Raw genomic sequence first — 17,885 nt, 5'->3', positions numbered from 1 at the left:
TCAAACAGCAGATACAAAAAAACCCGCCGAAGCGGGTTTTTTATTAGGCTAAACAATTAAGCGGTTTTCTTCGCTTTCTTGTCAGCTTTTACCGCTGGAGCAACGGTATTCACTGCTACTGCTGCTTCGTTAGCTTCTGAATACTCACGACCGTAGAAGGTATCCATCAGAATCTGTTTCAGTTCAGAGATCAGTGGGTAACGTGGGTTAGCACCGGTACACTGGTCATCGAACGCATCTTCAGACAGTTTATCAACGTGAGCCAGGAAGTCCGCTTCCTGAACGCCAGCTTCGCGGATGGACTTAGGAATACCCAGTTCAGCCTTGATGCTATCAAGCCATGCCAGCAGTTTCTCGATCTTAGCAGCGGTACGGTCACCCGGTGCGCTCAGACCCAGATGGTCTGCGATTTCAGCATAACGACGACGCGCTTGTGGGCGGTCATACTGGCTGAAAGCAGTCTGCTTAGTTGGGTTGTCGTTCGCGTTATAACGAATAACGTTGGAGATCAACAGGGCGTTCGCCAGACCGTGAGGAATGTGGAACTGAGAACCCAGTTTGTGAGCCATTGAGTGACACACACCCAGGAAGGCGTTCGCAAACGCGATACCCGCGATGGTCGCAGCGTTGTGTACACGCTCACGAGCCACTGGGTTTTTAGAACCTTCGTTATAAGACGCTGGCAGGTTTTCTTTCAGCAGTTTCAGCGCTTGCAGAGCCTGACCGTCAGAGAATTCGCTCGCCAGTACAGAAACGTAAGCTTCCAGTGCGTGGGTCACGGCATCCAGACCACCGAAGGCACACAGGGACTTAGGCATATCCATTACCAGGTTGGCATCAACAATCGCCATATCTGGAGTCAGAGCGTAGTCCGCCAGCGGGTATTTCTGGCCAGTGGCGTCGTCGGTAACAACCGCAAATGGCGTTACTTCTGAACCGGTACCGGAAGTTGTGGTGACCGCGATCATTTTCGCTTTCACGCCCATTTTCGGGAACTTGTAGATACGTTTACGGATATCCATAAAGCGCAGCGCCAGTTCTTCGAAGTGGGTTTCTGGGTGTTCGTACATAACCCACATGATCTTCGCAGCATCCATTGGGGAGCCGCCGCCCAGCGCGATAATCACGTCTGGTTTGAAGGAGTTTGCCAGCTCTGCGCCTTTACGTACTACGGACAGAGTAGGGTCAGCTTCAACTTCGAAGAATACTTCGGTTTCAACGCCAGCCGCTTTCAGAACAGAAGTGATCTGGTCTGCATAGCCGTTATTGAACAGGAAACGGTCGGTAACGATCATCGCACGTTTGTGACCATCAGTAATCACTTCGTCCAGCGCGATTGGCAGGGAGCCACGGCGGAAGTAGATAGATTTCGGAAGTTTATGCCACAACATGTTCTCAGCTCGCTTAGCAACGGTTTTCTTGTTGATCAGGTGCTTAGGACCCACGTTTTCAGAGATGGAGTTACCACCCCATGAACCACAACCCAGAGTCAGGGAAGGCGCGAGTTTGAAGTTGTACAGGTCACCGATACCACCCTGAGAAGCCGGGGTGTTGATCAGGATACGTGCAGTTTTCATTTTATCGCCGAAGTGCTTAACGCGCTCTGGCTGGTTGTCCTGGTCGGTGTACAGGCAAGAGGTATGACCGATACCGCCCATCTCAACCAGTTTCTCAGCTTTTACAACAGCGTCTTCGAAGCTCTTAGCACGGTACATAGCCAGAGTTGGAGACAGTTTTTCGTGAGCGAATGGCTCAGAATCGTCAACAACGCTAACTTCACCAATCAGAATCTTGGTATCAGACGGTACTGTGAAGCCTGCCAGTTCAGCAATTTTAGTTGCTGGCTGACCAACGATAGCGGCGTTCAGTGCGCCATTTTTCAGAATGATATTCTGAACGGCTTTCAGTTCTTCGCCCTGCAGCATGTAGCCGCCGTGAGAAGCGAAACGCGCACGTACTGCATCATAGGCAGAATCAACAACGATGACGGACTGTTCAGAAGCACAGATTACGCCGTTATCGAAGGTTTTAGACATCAGAATAGAAGCAACAACACGTTTGATGTCGGCAGTTTCGTCAACAACAACAGGGGTGTTACCTGCGCCTACGCCGATGGCTGGTTTACCGGAGCTATACGCGGCTTTAACCATGCCTGGACCACCGGTTGCCAGAATCATATTGATATCTGGGTGGTGCATCAGTGCGTTAGACAGTTCAACAGAAGGCTGGTCAATCCAACCGATCAGATCTTTAGGTGCACCCGCAGCGATGGCAGCTTGCAGAACGATGTCTGCGGCTTTGTTGGTCGCATCTTTTGCACGTGGGTGTGGAGAGAAGATGATTGCGTTACGCGTCTTCAGGCTGATCAGAGATTTAAAGATAGCCGTTGAAGTCGGGTTAGTGGTTGGTACGATACCGCAGATGATACCGATAGGCTCAGCGATAGTGATAGTACCGAAAGTGTCGTCTTGAGACAGGACACCACAGGTCTTTTCATCTTTATAGGCGTTGTAGATATATTCGGAAGCAAAGTGGTTTTTGATCACTTTATCTTCGACGATACCCATGCCAGATTCGGCAACGGCCAGTTTCGCTAGAGGGATTCGAGCATCAGCAGCAGCCAGAGCGGCGGCGCGGAAGATTTTATCAACTTGCTCTTGAGTAAAGTTGGCATATTCACGCTGGGCTTTCTTGACGCGCTCTACAAGGGCGTTAAGTTCAGCGACATTAGTTACAGCCATAATGCTCTCCTGATAATGTTAAACTCTTTTAGTAAATGAGCTGCTCGAGACGAGAGTATAGTCAGCGGGCAACAGCTTGCGTAAAAGACGGGCCACGACTATCCAAAAACTTCCCAAAACATCTTGCTGATTTACTAAAAGAGCCTTATCTAAAAAACCTATTCATACTCAGAATGAGTAGCTCTTCAGGTGCATCCAAGAGTACTCACTTCTGGGTAGGTTTTTTGTGATGTAAATCACATTATTCTAAGGCTGACACCATTCAGCATGATGGAATCAGGTTACTGATAAGTCTTTAAATTTTTTGTCACAGCAATAGCAAAACAAATTACCATATTTTCAACAAGTGAGTAACAATATCGATTAATATCGCAATTGCGTATAAAAGTAGTTATCTATGCTGCGAAAGGGCATAGCGCCAGCAGTGGTTTTCCATTACATTACCGCGGCCTTTGCTACGTTTATTTGCGGAGTTTTTAGTGGCTCAATCTTTGTTTGATTTGCCTACCTATTTTAAGTTCTTTATTGGCTTGTTCGCGCTGGTAAACCCAGTCGGGATCATTCCTGTTTTTATCAGTATGACCAGCTACCAAACGGCGGTGGCGAGGAATAAAACCAACCTGACTGCAAACTTGTCGGTGGCGATTATTCTATGGACCTCGTTGTTCCTCGGTGACGGTATTCTGCAATTATTTGGCATATCAATTGATTCTTTCCGCATCGCAGGCGGCATCCTGGTGGTGACTATTGCCATGTCGATGATCAGCGGTAAGCTGGGGGAAGATAAACAGAACAAACAAGAAAAATCAGAGAGTGCTATCCGAGAAAGTGTGGGCGTCGTTCCTCTCGCTCTACCATTAATGGCAGGGCCGGGCGCAATCAGTTCAACTATCGTGTGGGGCACCCGGTACCATAGCTGGAATTATTTGGTTGGTTTTTCGATAGCTATTGCGCTGTTTGCATTTTGCTGTTGGCTGGTGTTCCGTCTTGCTCCATGGTTGGTTCGTCTGCTTGGGCAAACGGGAATCAACGTTATTACCCGTATCATGGGCCTGTTATTGATGGCGTTGGGTATCGAATTTATTGTGACTGGCTTAAAAACGATCTTCCCAGGATTATTAAGTTAGTTCTGCTGAAACTTTCATATGAAAAAGCAGATTAAATGTTCTGCTTTTTTACTGTTATTTTCCCTCCAACGTGATTGTTTTACGAACATTTTGTTCTGTTCATAAAAAAATCTTTCATAAGAAAATGCTTTGGAAACCGCATATTAGCGGCTATACCCCCATGCATCTGTACATAAAACTCACAATTGCTAAGTTATTTAACTCACACTACACAATGATGCTTGCTGCGGCTTTATTGAGATGATATTAGTTAATCAAGCTATATTGCAGATGAATGTGCTAAAAAATAATCAATTGTTAATTTTATGTGAATCACAGTATCCTGCTGTGATGTGACAAGATGAACAACCTAGGACTTGCTAGTTTCTCTTTTATTTTTAACGGGTTAAACCGATAAATAGCACTGATTTTCTTTCTCGCCTAAGAGTGGTTAGCAAAGATTAAAGAGAAATGGTTAACAAATTTGCAAATTGTATTGGCGGGGATCAGAGGCTTTTGATACTTTCCGGACAACACAATTATCTGATAAACGTTTCATTTACAGATGACTCATTAAATCAACCTGAGAACAGGGTAGGTTGATTAAGAATCGACGGAGCAGGGTGCCAAAAAGAGCATCCCCCAAATAAAGTCGGTGATAGCAAGTAAGACAGAAGTAAATCCTGGCAGTCGCATAACGCTCTTGCATTGTTAAGGAACCCCAAGGGGAAGAGGCTGGCTTTCGGGTCGGTAATTATAATGAGTGGAGTATCAACACAATGTCCATCATCACAAAAAAAAGTCTGGTAGCAGCAAGCATTTTAACCGCGCTAATTGCTGGAAACGTTGCCATGGCGGCCGAAGTTCCTGCAGGTGTTCAACTGGCTGAGAAGCAAACGCTGGTTCGTAATAACGGTTCAGAAGTTCAGTCTCTGGACCCGCACAAAATTGAAGGTGTTCCGGAATCCAACGTTAACCGCGACCTGTTTGAAGGCCTGCTGGTGACCGATCTGCAAGGCCATCCATCGGCGGGCGTTGCCGAAAAATGGGATAACAAAGACTTTAAAGTCTGGACATTCCATTTACGTAAAGACGCGAAGTGGTCCAACGGCGAGCCGGTTACCGCGCAAGATTTCGTCTATAGCTGGCAGCGTCTGGCTGATCCAAATACCGCTTCCCCGTATGAAAGCTATCTGCAATATGGCCACATCGCGAATATCGATGACATTATTGCCGGTAAGAAAAAGCCTTCCGAGCTGGGTGTAAAAGCGATTGATGACCACACTCTGGAAGTTACGCTGACCGAACCGGTTCCTTATTTCTATAAACTGCTTGTTCACTCTTCCATGTCACCGGTACCAAAAGCGGTGGTTGAGAAATTTGGTGATAAGTGGACTCAGCCTGCAAATATCGTTTCTAACGGTGCCTATAAGCTGAAAAATTGGGTCGTTAACGAACGTATTGTGCTCGAGCGTAATACTAATTACTGGAATAATGGCAAAACCATTATTAATGAAGTGACCTATCTGCCAATCTCTTCTGAAGTGACGGATGTTAACCGTTACCGCAGCGGTGAAATCGACATGACGTATAACAACATGCCGATTGAATTGTTCCAGAAGCTGAAAAAAGAGATCCCACAAGAAGTTCACGTTGATCCGTATCTGTGTACTTACTATTACGAAATCAACAATCAGAAAGCGCCATTCAACGATCCACGCGTACGTGCCGCTCTGAAGCTGGGCCTGGATCGTGACATCATCGTCAACAAAGTGAAAAACCAGGGCGACCTGCCGGCTTACGGCTATACCCCTCCTTATACTGACGGTGCAAAACTGACTAAACCTGAATGGTTTGGCTGGACGCAAGAAAAACGTAACGAAGAAGCTAAGAAATTGCTGGCAGAAGCGGGCTACACCAAAGACAAGCCGCTGACCTTCGACCTGCTGTACAACACCTCTGATCTGCATAAGAAACTGGCGATTGCGGTTTCTTCTATCTGGCAGAAAAACCTGGGTGTGAACGTGAAGCTGGAAAACCAGGAGTGGAAAACCTTCCTCGATACCCGCCATCAAGGAAACTTTGATGTTGCGCGTGCGGGCTGGTGTGCGGACTACAACGAACCGACCTCCTTCCTGAACACTATGCTGTCCAACAGCTCAAACAACACTTCTCATTATAAGAGCGAAGCGTTCGATAAAATCATCGCTGATACGCTGAAAGTGTCGGATGAAGCTCAGCGCAGCGCGTTGTATGACAAAGCCGAACAACAGCTTGATAAAGACTCCGTGATTGTTCCGGTTTATTACTATGTGAATGCCCGTCTGGTTAAACCATGGGTAGGTGGCTACACCGGTAAAGACCCAATGGATAACGTGTACGTGAGAGACCTGTACATCATCAAACATTAATGGCAATTCGTGGGGTAGGGTTAACCTTACCCCATCGTGTCTTATTTAATCGCACACATAGGCACAAGCCAGAAGGTACGGGCAATGTTGAAATTTATTCTACGTCGTTGTCTGGAAGCAATTCCGACACTCTTTATTCTAATAACGATTTCATTCTTTATGATGCGTTTGGCACCGGGCAGTCCTTTTACCGGTGAACGTGCGCTTCCGCCAGAAGTTATGGCGAATATTGAAGCGAAGTATCATTTAAACGACCCCATCTCCACGCAATATTTCAGTTACCTGAAACAACTTGCCCACGGCGATTTTGGTCCGTCATTTAAATATAAAGATTATTCAGTAAACGATCTGGTGGCCTCAAGCTTCCCTGTCTCCGCTAAATTAGGCGCAGCAGCATTTATTTTTGCTGTGGTGCTGGGTGTTTTAGCTGGGGTTATTGCCGCGCTGAATCAAAATACCAAATGGGATTATGCCGTAATGGGGATAGCCATGACCGGGGTCGTTATCCCCAGTTTCGTGGTCGCGCCGTTACTCGTTTTGATATTTGCTATCACGCTTAAATGGTTACCCGGCGGCGGGTGGAACGGCGGTGCACCGCAATACATGATTTTGCCGATGGTGGCACTTTCATTGGCGTATATCGCCAGTATTGCGCGTATTACCCGTGGCTCTATGATTGAAGTTCTGCACTCAAACTTCATCCGTACCGCCCGCGCCAAAGGTCTGCCGATGCGTCGCATTATTTTGCGCCACGCGCTGAAACCTGCGCTGTTACCGGTTCTCTCTTATCTGGGCCCGGCGTTCGTCGGTATCATTACCGGTTCAATGGTTATTGAAACCATTTATGGATTACCAGGAATTGGTCAACTGTTTGTTAACGGTGCACTGAACCGTGACTACTCTCTGGTGCTGAGTCTGACTATTCTGGTTGGCGCTCTGACTATCCTTTTCAATGCGATTGTTGATGTGTTGTACGCCGTCATCGATCCGAAAATCCGTTACTGATACTGGAGCTCGCTATGATGTTGAGTAGTAAGAAAAACAGCGAGGCGCTGGAAAACTTCAGTGAAAAACTGGAAGTAGAAGGCCGTAGCCTCTGGCAGGATGCGCGTCGCCGTTTTATGCATAACCGTGCCGCGGTTGCCAGCCTGTTGGTTCTGGCGCTTATCGCACTGTTTGTCACCTTCGCCCCTATGCTGTCGCAGTTCAGTTATTTTGACACCGACTGGGGAATGATGTCGGCGGCACCGGATATGGAATCCGGTCACTACTTTGGCACGGACTCCTCTGGCCGCGACCTGCTGGTTCGTGTGGCTATCGGGGGCCGTATCTCATTGATGGTCGGCGTTGCGGCGGCCTTAGTTGCTGTTATCGTTGGCACATTATACGGATCCCTTGCGGGCTATCTGGGTGGCAAAACCGACTCCGTGATGATGCGTTTGCTGGAAATCCTCAACTCCTTCCCGTTTATGTTCTTCGTTATTTTGCTGGTGACCTTCTTTGGGCAAAACATCCTGCTGATTTTTGTCGCCATCGGGATGGTTTCCTGGCTGGATATGGCGCGTATCGTGCGCGGTCAAACGTTGAGCCTGAAACGTAAAGAGTTCATCGAAGCCGCTCAGGTTGGTGGGGTCTCTACCGCCAATATTGTGGTTCGTCACATTGTGCCAAACGTACTGGGCGTGGTGGTGGTTTACGCTTCGCTGCTGGTGCCAAGCATGATTCTGTTCGAATCCTTCCTGAGCTTCCTCGGCCTGGGTACGCAAGAGCCGTTGAGCAGCTGGGGGGCATTACTAAGCGATGGCGCGAACTCCATGGAAGTTTCACCGTGGCTGCTGATGTTCCCGGCAGGCTTCCTGGTCATCACCTTGTTCTGTTTCAACTTTATCGGCGATGGCTTGCGTGATGCCCTCGACCCGAAAGATCGTTAAGGAGTGCCGCGATGAGCACAATTGAAAATCCTGCGGTGGTTACTCCACTGAGCCAGACTTCTACGTTGTTAGACGTAAAAGATCTGCGCGTCACCTTCGGTACGCCAGACGGTGATGTTACTGCGGTCAACGATCTGAATTTCAGCCTGCGAGCCGGTGAAACACTGGGCATCGTGGGTGAGTCCGGCTCCGGTAAATCGCAAACCGCGTTTGCTCTGATGGGCCTGCTGGCGGCCAATGGCCGTATCGGTGGCTCGGCTAAATTCAACGGCAAAGAAATTCTTAACCTGCCGGAGAACCAGCTAAACCGCCTGCGTGCGGAACAAATCTCAATGATTTTCCAGGATCCAATGACCTCCCTGAACCCGTACATGCGTGTCGGGGAGCAGTTGATGGAAGTGCTGATGCTGCACAAAAAATTGGGCAAAGCGGAAGCGTTTGAAGAGTCTGTTCGCATGCTTGATGCGGTTAAAATGCCCGAAGCACGCAAGCGGATGCGCATGTACCCGCATGAGTTTTCCGGCGGTATGCGCCAGCGCGTGATGATTGCCATGGCACTGCTTTGTCGTCCGAAACTGCTGATTGCCGATGAGCCGACCACTGCGCTGGACGTAACCGTTCAGGCGCAAATCATGACGCTGCTAAACGAGCTTAAACGTGAGTTTAATACCGCCATTATCATGATCACCCACGATCTGGGCGTTGTTGCGGGGATCTGCGACAAAGTCCTGGTGATGTACGCCGGGCGCACTATGGAATATGGTCAGGCTCGGGATGTGTTTTATAACCCGGTGCACCCGTATTCAATCGGCCTGCTTAACGCGGTTCCGCGTCTTGATGCGGAAGGCGAATCCCTGCTAACAATTCCAGGTAACCCGCCAAACCTGCTGCGCTTGCCTAAGGGGTGTCCTTTCCAGCCGCGCTGTCCGCACGCGATGGAAATCTGCAATACGGCACCGCCGCTGGAACGATTTGGTGAAGGCCGCCTGCGCGCCTGCTTTAAGCCAGTGGAGGAGTTGGTATGAACGCCGTAACAGAAGAGAAAAAAGTTCTCTTAGAAATTGCCGACCTCAAAGTGCACTTTGATATCAAAGACGGCAAACAGTGGTTCTGGCAGCCGTCCAAAACCCTGAAAGCGGTTGATGGAGTCACGCTGCGCTTATATGAAGGCGAAACGCTGGGTGTTGTCGGGGAATCTGGCTGCGGAAAATCGACGTTTGCTCGTGCCATCATCGGCCTGGTAAAAGCGACCGAAGGCCGCGTGGCGTGGTTGGGGAAAGATTTGCTGGGCATGAATCAGGAAGAGTGGCGCAACGTGCGCAGCGATATCCAGATGATTTTCCAGGACCCGCTGGCGTCATTAAACCCGCGTATGAACATCGGCGATATTATCGCGGAGCCGCTGCGCACTTATCATCCGAAAATGCCGCGTCAGGAAGTTCGTGATCGCGTAAAAGCGATGATGATGAAAGTTGGCCTGCTGCCGAACCTTATCAACCGTTATCCTCACGAGTTCTCAGGCGGCCAATGCCAGCGTATCGGAATTGCCCGCGCGTTAATCCTTGAGCCAAAACTGATTATTTGTGATGAGCCCGTTTCAGCGCTGGATGTTTCAATCCAGGCTCAGGTGGTCAACCTGCTGCAAAAACTGCAACGTGAAATGGGGCTTTCGCTGATTTTCATCGCGCACGATCTTGCCGTGGTGAAACACATTTCCGATCGTGTTCTGGTGATGTATCTGGGCCATGCGGTTGAATTGGGCACCTATGACGAGGTGTACCACAACCCGCTGCACCCTTACACCAAAGCATTGATGTCGGCGGTGCCAATTCCCGACCCGGATCTGGAAAAGAACAAAGTTATTCAGCTTCTGGAAGGGGAATTACCCTCGCCGATTAACCCGCCGTCAGGCTGCGTATTCCGTACGCGCTGCCCGATTGCCGGGCCGGAATGTGCGAAAACACGTCCGGTACTGGAGGGCAGTTTCCGGCATGCCGTTTCCTGTCTCAAGGTAGACCCGCTATAATCGCGAAGGGCTGGCATGATGCCAGCCCTTTTTTACAGGCGAGGCACCAGTGAAAGGGAAACATTACCACTTACGACAATCGCTCTATCACGTTTTATTCGACCAACGTACCCGCTCTGGGCGCCGCTCTGAGGTGTTATGGGGCTTGCTGGCGTTGCTCAGCGTCATCACTGTATTTATCGAATCCAGTATCGGGAGCCAGGTTACCTTCACGCCCACGCAGTGGCGCTTGTTTATCGCCATCGAAATTGGCTTTACCCTGGTTTTCACCGTCGAATATCTGTTGCGCGTGCTGACCTGGCCTCAGCCGGTGCGCTATGTCTTCAGCTTCTGGGGTTTTATTGATCTGGCAACGATTTTGCCGCTCTATGTTTTGTGGCTATGGCCAGAACTTGCCATTCACTACTTCTTTGCCTGGCGAGCGATGCGCGCCATTCGGGTATTACGCATTCTGAAGTTGCTACGTTTAATGCCCGCGCTGAACAGTTTATGGCGAGCCGTGGTGAATGCGCGTCATCAACTGATCCTCTTCTATGCGTTTATCGCCATTGTTTTAGTGACGGCTGGCGCAATGATGTACGGCATTGAAGGTGCGGTGAATGGTTTCACAAGCCTTGGGGTGAGTGTTTATTGGGCGGTGGTGACGGTTGCAACGGTCGGTTACGGCGATATTACCCCGCACACGCCGTTAGGGCGGCTGGTTGCTTCGCTGTTAATCCTGATTGGCTACTCGGTTATCGCCATTCCAACCGGGATTTTAACCGCGCAGATGACGGCGGAATTACAGCGTAAACGGCTGGAGCGAAAATGCCCGCATTGCCATCAGCAGGACCACGAACCTAACGCGCATTTTTGTAAGTCGTGCGGGGCCAAACTACCGGGGATCGGTGAGAAGTAGCGCGGCGTAAACCGCGCGGTAATGCTTATTCGCGCCAGAGGATATGGCAGAGCTTGTGATCTTTTTCGCGGCATAACAGTACGCGAGCAAAGATGTCATTGATTTCACCGCCGTCGGTATCGGCAAGGCCAATAACCACTTCTGCGAAGAAGTCAGGGTTCAGGTCGAAATCCACATGCTCCTGCCAGTCTTCAGCCGGGTCAAACAGCTCGGCGCCGCCACGTTCTTCAAATTGCAGGTTAAACAAAATCACATCTGCCGGATCGAGATTATCGACCGCCAGCTCCAGAAAAATGTCATAAGCCTGCTCGAGAGTTTCATCTTCTGTCAGGCGGTTATTCAGATCCATTTCCATGTCTATTTCCACTTATCGAGTGCTAATGCGCCACGTTTTACAGCAACGGGCTAAAGAAGTAAAACAGTCGCTCGACCACACGCTGCCAGAGTGGACGTTTTACCCACAAACGCAGGTCAACCAGCCGTGAACGGGAGATATAATCGTCTTGTACCGCGGCGAGATCGCTGGCAAAACCGGAATCATCAATAACCAGGGTTATCTCAAAATTGAGCCACAGGCTGCGCATATCCAGGTTCACGGTCCCGACCAGGCTAAGCTGCCCGTCAACCAGTACGCTCTTGGTATGCAAAAGCCCGCCTTCGAACTGATAAATCTTCACCCCAGCCGCCAGCAGTTCGGTGAAGAATGCGCGACTTGCCCAGCCCACCAGAAGCGAATCATTCTTGCGCGGAATAATAATACTCACGTCAACGCCACGTTGCGCGGCGGTACAAATCGCATGAAGCAAATCATCACTAGGCACGAAGTAGGGCGTGGTCATAATCAAATATTCACGGGCGGCGTAAACGGAGGTCAGCAGCGCCTGGTGAATGAGATCTTCCGGGAAACCGGGGCCGGATGCAATCGTGTGAATGGTGTGCCCGGTGGCTTCTTCAAACGGCATGATATTCGCGTCAGGCGCGGGGGGTAAAATGCGTTTACCGGTTTCTATTTCCCAGTCACAGGAATAAACAATCCCCATTGCGGTGGCAACCGGGCCTTCCATACGCGCCATTAAATCGACCCACTGCCCAACGCCTGCATCCTGTTTAAAGAAACGCGGATCGACAAGATTCATACTGCCGGTATACGCGATGTAATTATCGATCATCACCATTTTGCGGTGCTGGCGTAAATCCATGCGACGCAGGAACACACGCATCAAATTAACTTTGAGCGCTTCAACCACTTCTACGCCAGCATTGCGCATCATGTTGGCCCACGGGCTGCGGAAGAACGCGACGCTCCCCGCAGAATCCAGCATTAATCGGCAGTGGATTCCCCGACGCGCTGCGGCCATTAGCGATTCCGCAACCTGATCGGCAAGCCCGCCGGGCTGCCAGATGTAAAACACCATCTCGATGTTGTGGCGCGCCAGTTGAATATCACGAATCAAAGCGTGCATCGTTTCATCGGACGTGGTGAGCAACTGCAACTGATTGCCTTTAACACCGCCAATCCCCTGGCGGCGCTCGCATAGCTGGAAGAGAGACGTTGCCACTTCGCTATTTTCTTCGGCAAAAATATGTTTACAGCTTTTAAGATCGTTGAGCCATTTCGCGGTGGAAGGCCACATAGCGCGAGCACGCTCCGCGCGGCGCTTCCCCAAATGCAGTTCGCCGAACGAAAGATAGGCGATGATGCCCACCAAAGGGAGAATATAGATAATCAGAAGCCATGCCATGGCTGACGGAACTGCGCGACGTTTCATTAATATTCGTAACGTCACGCCGGCTATTACTAGCCAGTAACCTAAAATTATCAGCCAGCTCACGACTGTATAGAAGGTTGTCATAGTTCAAAAATCCTTTAGAAACCGTATGCTTTTGAGTTTACGCACAACTGCCAGAGGTTGACACTAAAACTAATCGTAAAACGACTGGTCTGGCGGTAAGAAGGCTCTATAATGGCGCGTCTTACATGCAATCCGAGTCGTAAAAATGAGGCGTAGTAGAACTGAGGTCGGGCGGTGGCGTATGCTTCGTCAGACACAACGGCGCAGATCGCGTTGGCTGGAAGGTCAGTCACGCCGCAACATGCGTATTCACGCCATCAGAAAGTGCCTGGCAAACCGCCAACGTAATTGCTTGCTGTTTGCTATTCACGATCAATGGGCGTCGTAATGATAGGGCACCGCTTGCGGTGCCCATTATTGTTTTTAAATACAGAGTTTACTGCCGCTTTTAAAGAGGTATATGATATGCAACATCAACTCCTGCACCACTGGCTTTCCTGAACGGTGGTCGCGAAAGACAGTACAAGGTCGTAAAATGCAACGCATTCATATACCGCAAAACTACATTCATACTCGCACCACCCCCTTCTGGACAAAAGAAACCGCTCCCGCTTCAATCTGGCAACGTCATCTGGATGCAGGCACGCGTCAGGGCGTTTACCCACGCCTGTGTGTAATGCAGGGAACAATTCGTTACTACGGTTATGCCGATGAAACCAGCCCTGAGCCTGTAGAAACCCTCACCATTGAGGCGGGGCAGTTTGGCGTATTCCCACCTGAAAAATGGCACAGAATTGAAGCGTTGTCTGACGACACGATTTTCAATGTGGACTTTTATGTTGATCCTCAAATTCTTTTAGAAGATTAAGGCAGACGGAAAAATGACAGCTGAAAATAAAGGATATTCAATCGCCCTGACTCAATGTGAAAGCAAACAGACGGCAGAAGTGATTCACCTGAAACCGATGGCTTTATATATTCCTGATAACGCTGTTGGCGTAATAAAGAGATTAGTCAATGAGCTTGCTGATGCGCAAACCAACAGCAAAGGTTTTACGCTGACGGTAACCAATAAAAATAATGGCGTGTCGGTGGATAAGCACTTTTCAAGCCTCTCAGAGCTGGAAGACCCGATGGTTTCGGCTGATGCGCTAAAAGACCTGATTAATATCATCCGTGGTTATGATACTGATGAAGATAACAATGTTTGTGGCTGGTAAGGTCTTACAAGCCTGATTGTGTAAAAAAATCCCGCATTTTGTGAATGCGGGATTTTTTTATTTATCGAATCAAAATACTTTTTTGTATGGCTTGATCGCCACCTGCTTATAAACGCCTGCTGCAATATAAGGATCGGCTTCAGCCCACGCCTGAGCCTCTTCCAGTGAGTTAAACTCTGCAATCACCGTTGAGCCGGTAAAACCCGCCACCCCCGGATCGTTACTGTCTACCGCAGGCATTGGGCCCGCCGTTAACAGACGGCCTTCGTCGCGCAAAAGCTGTAAACGTGCCAGGTGAGCAGGGCGCACTGCCTGCCGCTTTTCGAGAGAGTCGGCATTATCTTCCGCATAAATGACATACAGCACGTGCAGCACTCCTTATTGATATGAGGTATGTAAAATACGGTAAGTGAATGGAGCTAAGACTGCAATTGAAAGATAAACAAGATGTTAAATCAACGAGGTGAATGAGGGAAAATCCAGCGCACTGGAGGAAAAAAAGCGACTTTATACGATGCGTTGTTGAATATGATTGCTATTTGCATTTAAAATTGACGCCTGTTTAAGAGACCTAAGCCATTATGACGTCAATGACCCTTGATTTACCTCGCCGCTTCCCGTGGTCGACAGCACTCTCTGTCGTGCTGCATGGTGCTGTAGTTGCGGGGGTGCTCTATACCTCGGTACATCATCAGGTTGTTGAGTTGCCAGCCCCGGCACAGCCTATCAGCGTGACGATGGTAACGCCGGCTGAGCTTGAGCCACCGCAGCCAGAAGTTGTGCAACCACCGCCTGAACCCGTTGCGGAACCTGAGCCTGAACCGATTCCCGAGCCGCCGAAAGAAGCGCCGGTTGTCATTCACAAGCCAGAGCCGAAACCTAAGCCAAAACCGAAGCCGGTGAAAAAGGTGGAGCAGCCTAAGCGGGAAGTTAAACCCGTTGAGACGCGTCCTGCCGCTCCCGTAGCAAACACGGCACCTGTGCGTCCGACTCCCGTTGCTAAAACTGCACCGGTGGCCTCAGCCGCGCCTGTTGCTACCGGGCCGCGCGCGCTTAACCGTAACTCGCCGCAGTATCCAGCCCGTGCGCATGCGTTACGCATTGAAGGCAAGGTTCGTGTGAAGTTTGACGTAGATGCAAACGGTAGCGTGAGCAACGTGACGGTGCTTTCCGCCCAACCGGCAAATATGTTTGAGCGTGAAGTGAAGTTGGCGATGAAAAAATGGCGTTACGAAAGCGGTAAACCTGGCCAGGGTTTGATTGTCAACGTTGTGTTCAAGCTCAACGGCGGCGCAACCATGGAGTAATCAGACTCCTTGCTACAATAAAAAAACGGAACCCCATCGGTTCCGTTTTTTGTTGGCGACTGAAATGCCTACATAAACGTGTAACTCAAATTCACACCCACGCCGTAGTTGCGTCCTGGCGCGGGTTCAAAGTAGCGGCCATTGCCTTCGTTCACGATAACGGACCCCACATACTCGCGGTCGAATAAATTGTCCACGCGCCCCCAAACATCCAGCATCCAGCGTTCCTCAATTCGCAGTTTGTAGCCGCTGTTCAGCGAGGCGACCGTGTAGGACGGAGCCTGAGCGGTATTCTCATCGTTGGCTTGAATATCACTCATATAACGTACATCCGCGCCCGCATAAAAACCTTCCGGGGGAGCATACTCAAGTGCGGCATAACCCATATTTCGCGCGATGCCTGGAATGCGATTGCCTTCGCAATTCTCATCCCCGCAGGCGTTACTGCGATAAGTGGCGTCCAGATACGTCCAGGCCATTTTTACCCGCCAGTCGTAACCCAACTGACTATCCGCTGAAAGCTCTACACCCCGTCGACGGGTTTCTCCGGCGTTTTTATATGTAGTGCGCCCGCCGCTGCTTTGGTCGGCGACAATCTCATCGTCGGTATCGGTCTGGAACAGCGCTGCGGTAAATAAGCTATTGCCGACGCGCGTTTTGCTCCCGATTTCGACGGTATCGCTGGTGGACGGTTTTAAGCCGAAATTCAGGCCGGACTGGCCGTTATCCCGGTATGAAAGCTCGTTGATAGTCGGCGTTTCAAAGCCTCGCCCAGCAGAGGCATAAACATTCCATGCATCATTTATTGCGTATTTCAGCGCTGCCGCAGGCAACCATTTATGGTAGCTCGCCTCACCGCTGTCATCGCCGTTTGCCGGCGTGATGTACTCATCGTTGGAGTCAAAATAGACCGAGCTAAAACGCACGCCTGCATCAAGACTGAGTTTATCGGTGAACTGCCACGCCGTTTGCAGATAGGGATCGACGTTCCACATCAGGTTACGTTCGTCACGACGCAGAGAGCCTTTCTCTCCCAGGACGTTTGTTCCGTTCTCCACAACAAAGTTTTCAAAACCTTTGCGTTTTTCCGACATCGTTTCGTAATCAAGCCCAGTGGTAAATGTCACGGGTACCGCAAGCAAATTGCCACGGTGCGTCCAGCGCGAATCGATCCCCTGATAGTGGCGAGTTAGTTCGATAACCCCGCCCGGATGCGTGGGGTTTAACTGTGGAGCTACGGGAATTGACTGGTACTGAGTGGTTTCACGCACGCCCGCATAGGTCATAACACTAAGATCGTCGTTGGCCGTTAACTGGCGCTCGTAGCGCAGACCAGCCTGAGTCTGTTTGGTGGTTTTACGCGTGTTGTATTGATTGGCGCGCGGGGCCTGAGTGGGATTATCGCGCCACTCCTGCTCGGTTAAACCGCCGGGATCGTTGGCATCAATATCAACGCTATTAAGCAGCAGAGTTAACTTACTCGCCTCGTTAAGGCGTACGCCGAGTTTTGCATTGCCGAGGTTTTTTTGTGCGCTGCTATGTTCCCGATAACCATGCGTAGTAAAGCGAGAAGCGGAAATGGCGTAATCGACATCGCCCGCCTGCGTGCCGTCACCGGTTGCTCCTGTCGCTTTAACGCTGTTGCGCCAGCTTCCGAAACTGCCGTAATAACTGCTGGCTTCAAACGTTGGCGGCTGCATGCCGGTTGTTGTGCTGACGTTCACCACGCCGCCTGATGCGTTGCCATATAAAGCAGAGAAAGGGCCGCGTAAAACTTCCACGCTTTCAACACTGTTCAAATCGATATTGGAGGTTTGGCCCTGGCCGTCGGGCATGGTGGCGGGAATCCCGTCCACATACATGCGCACACCACGCACACCGTAAGTTGAACGTGACCCAAATCCACGAACCGAAAGCTGTAAATCTTGTGCATAGTTCTGGCGATTCTGGACTTGCAGCCCCGGCACGCTGCTCAGGCTTTCGGAAAGATTCACCCGCGGTGCGGCCTGGCGCATCTCGTCGCCGTTAAGAACACTGACGGCAGCGGGAGTATCCAGCTCAGAGATGGTACCGGGCGTTGCGGTGACAACCATCGTCTCTTCCGCCGCGAGAAGGGGAAGGGCGAATGACGAGAGAGCCGGCGCTAAAAGAAGCGGAAGGGTGAGTTTTCCATTTTGCACAATTTTCATCAGACATTTTCACTGGTAGGCGCATTTTACGTTCCGGACGAACCATCTGGAACATTCAAGTGTGTATGTTAATACTTGTGATGAATGTTTGAAAAGTGTTAAAAATGCTACTAAAGCGTAAGAAGGGCAGAAAGATTGCTTTCTGCCCTTAATGTTGTCCAGAACTTAATGTTAACGTCGGGTGGCGCTGCGCTTACCCAACCTACAAAATACGTTGTTGCATGGATGGTGTGACGCTTTCGTCATTCCTCACCGCATATCAA

General features: G+C 50.1%; 16 protein-coding genes. 11 read left to right on the top strand and 5 right to left on the bottom strand.

Annotated elements, in window-relative coordinates; translation table 11 throughout:
* Window positions 1-56: 56 nt before the first annotated feature.
* Window positions 57-2,741, bottom strand: a complete 2,685-nt coding sequence (gene adhE / locus AB1E22_RS21350; RefSeq protein WP_367597220.1) for a bifunctional acetaldehyde-CoA/alcohol dehydrogenase — start codon at window positions 2,739-2,741, stop codon at window positions 57-59.
* Between the two features lie 479 nt (window positions 2,742-3,220).
* On the opposite strand from adhE, the gene AB1E22_RS21345 reads away from it, so the two are divergent.
* The 7 genes from AB1E22_RS21345 (at window position 3,221) to AB1E22_RS21315 (ending at window position 11,113) form a co-directional block, all read left to right on the top strand.
* On the top strand, window positions 3,221-3,868 hold the full coding sequence (locus tag AB1E22_RS21345) for a YchE family NAAT transporter (protein WP_367597219.1): 648 nt from the start codon (window positions 3,221-3,223) through the stop codon (window positions 3,866-3,868).
* Between the two features lie 758 nt (window positions 3,869-4,626).
* Complete coding sequence (oppA, locus tag AB1E22_RS21340) at window positions 4,627-6,258, top strand: oligopeptide ABC transporter substrate-binding protein OppA (protein ID WP_367597218.1); 1,632 nt, start codon at window positions 4,627-4,629, stop codon at window positions 6,256-6,258.
* Window positions 6,259-6,342: 84 nt separating this feature from the next.
* Complete coding sequence (gene oppB, locus AB1E22_RS21335; RefSeq protein WP_367597217.1) at window positions 6,343-7,263, top strand: oligopeptide ABC transporter permease OppB; 921 nt, start codon at window positions 6,343-6,345, stop codon at window positions 7,261-7,263.
* Between the two features lie 17 nt (window positions 7,264-7,280).
* A complete protein-coding gene (gene oppC, locus AB1E22_RS21330; RefSeq protein WP_367597426.1) occupies window positions 7,281-8,189 on the top strand; it encodes an oligopeptide ABC transporter permease OppC in 909 nt (302 codons plus the stop codon).
* An 11-nt stretch (window positions 8,190-8,200) separates the two neighbouring features.
* Window positions 8,201-9,214 (top strand): ABC transporter ATP-binding protein, encoded by a 1,014-nt coding sequence (locus AB1E22_RS21325; RefSeq protein WP_367597216.1) that lies wholly within the window; start codon window positions 8,201-8,203, stop codon window positions 9,212-9,214.
* On the top strand, window positions 9,211-10,215 hold the full coding sequence (gene oppF, locus AB1E22_RS21320) for a murein tripeptide/oligopeptide ABC transporter ATP-binding protein OppF (RefSeq protein ID WP_367597215.1): 1,005 nt from the start codon (window positions 9,211-9,213) through the stop codon (window positions 10,213-10,215). Before AB1E22_RS21325 ends, oppF begins: the two co-directional genes overlap by 4 nt.
* A 49-nt stretch (window positions 10,216-10,264) precedes the next feature.
* Window positions 10,265-11,113 (top strand): ion transporter, encoded by an 849-nt coding sequence (locus AB1E22_RS21315; protein WP_367597214.1) that lies wholly within the window; start codon window positions 10,265-10,267, stop codon window positions 11,111-11,113.
* Window positions 11,114-11,138: 25 nt separating this feature from the next.
* Here AB1E22_RS21315 and AB1E22_RS21310 read toward each other — a convergent pair whose 3' ends face one another.
* Both AB1E22_RS21310 and cls read right to left on the bottom strand, forming a co-directional pair.
* A complete protein-coding gene (locus AB1E22_RS21310) occupies window positions 11,139-11,468 on the bottom strand; it encodes an HI1450 family dsDNA-mimic protein (protein WP_034455830.1) in 330 nt (109 codons plus the stop codon).
* Window positions 11,469-11,505: 37 nt separating this feature from the next.
* A complete protein-coding gene (cls, locus tag AB1E22_RS21305) occupies window positions 11,506-12,966 on the bottom strand; it encodes a cardiolipin synthase (RefSeq protein WP_367597213.1) in 1,461 nt (486 codons plus the stop codon).
* A 145-nt stretch (window positions 12,967-13,111) separates the two neighbouring features.
* Here cls and AB1E22_RS21300 point away from each other — a divergent pair, with 145 nt between their 5' ends.
* The 3 genes from AB1E22_RS21300 to AB1E22_RS21290 all read left to right on the top strand — a co-directional run bounded on the left by AB1E22_RS21300 (window position 13,112) and on the right by AB1E22_RS21290 (window position 14,126).
* Window positions 13,112-13,294, top strand: coding sequence for a YciY family protein (locus tag AB1E22_RS21300; RefSeq protein ID WP_367597212.1), 183 nt, complete (start codon window positions 13,112-13,114; stop codon window positions 13,292-13,294).
* A 147-nt stretch (window positions 13,295-13,441) separates the two neighbouring features.
* Complete coding sequence (locus tag AB1E22_RS21295; RefSeq protein ID WP_367597211.1) at window positions 13,442-13,774, top strand: DUF1971 domain-containing protein; 333 nt, start codon at window positions 13,442-13,444, stop codon at window positions 13,772-13,774.
* 13 nt (window positions 13,775-13,787) lie between these two features.
* Window positions 13,788-14,126 (top strand): DUF1869 domain-containing protein, encoded by a 339-nt coding sequence (locus AB1E22_RS21290; protein ID WP_367597210.1) that lies wholly within the window; start codon window positions 13,788-13,790, stop codon window positions 14,124-14,126.
* Between the two features lie 69 nt (window positions 14,127-14,195).
* Here AB1E22_RS21290 and AB1E22_RS21285 read toward each other — a convergent pair whose 3' ends face one another.
* Window positions 14,196-14,492, bottom strand: coding sequence for a YciI family protein (locus AB1E22_RS21285; protein ID WP_367597209.1), 297 nt, complete (start codon window positions 14,490-14,492; stop codon window positions 14,196-14,198).
* Between the two features lie 215 nt (window positions 14,493-14,707).
* Here AB1E22_RS21285 and tonB point away from each other — a divergent pair, with 215 nt between their 5' ends.
* Window positions 14,708-15,433, top strand: coding sequence for a TonB system transport protein TonB (tonB, locus tag AB1E22_RS21280; protein ID WP_367597208.1), 726 nt, complete (start codon window positions 14,708-14,710; stop codon window positions 15,431-15,433).
* Window positions 15,434-15,501: 68 nt separating this feature from the next.
* On the opposite strand, the gene pqqU is transcribed toward tonB, so the two are convergent.
* Window positions 15,502-17,622 carry a TonB-dependent receptor PqqU gene (gene pqqU, locus AB1E22_RS21275; RefSeq protein ID WP_367597207.1) on the bottom strand — a complete coding sequence of 707 codons (2,121 nt, stop codon included), beginning with the start codon at window positions 17,620-17,622 and terminating at the stop codon, window positions 15,502-15,504.
* Window positions 17,623-17,885: the final 263 nt, after the last annotated feature.

This window comes from Buttiauxella gaviniae, from assembly GCF_040786275.1.
Taxonomy (GTDB): Bacteria; Pseudomonadota; Gammaproteobacteria; order Enterobacterales; family Enterobacteriaceae; genus Buttiauxella; species Buttiauxella gaviniae_A.
Note: the sequence above shows the minus strand (reverse complement) of the source record. Positions and strands in the feature narration are given on the sequence as shown.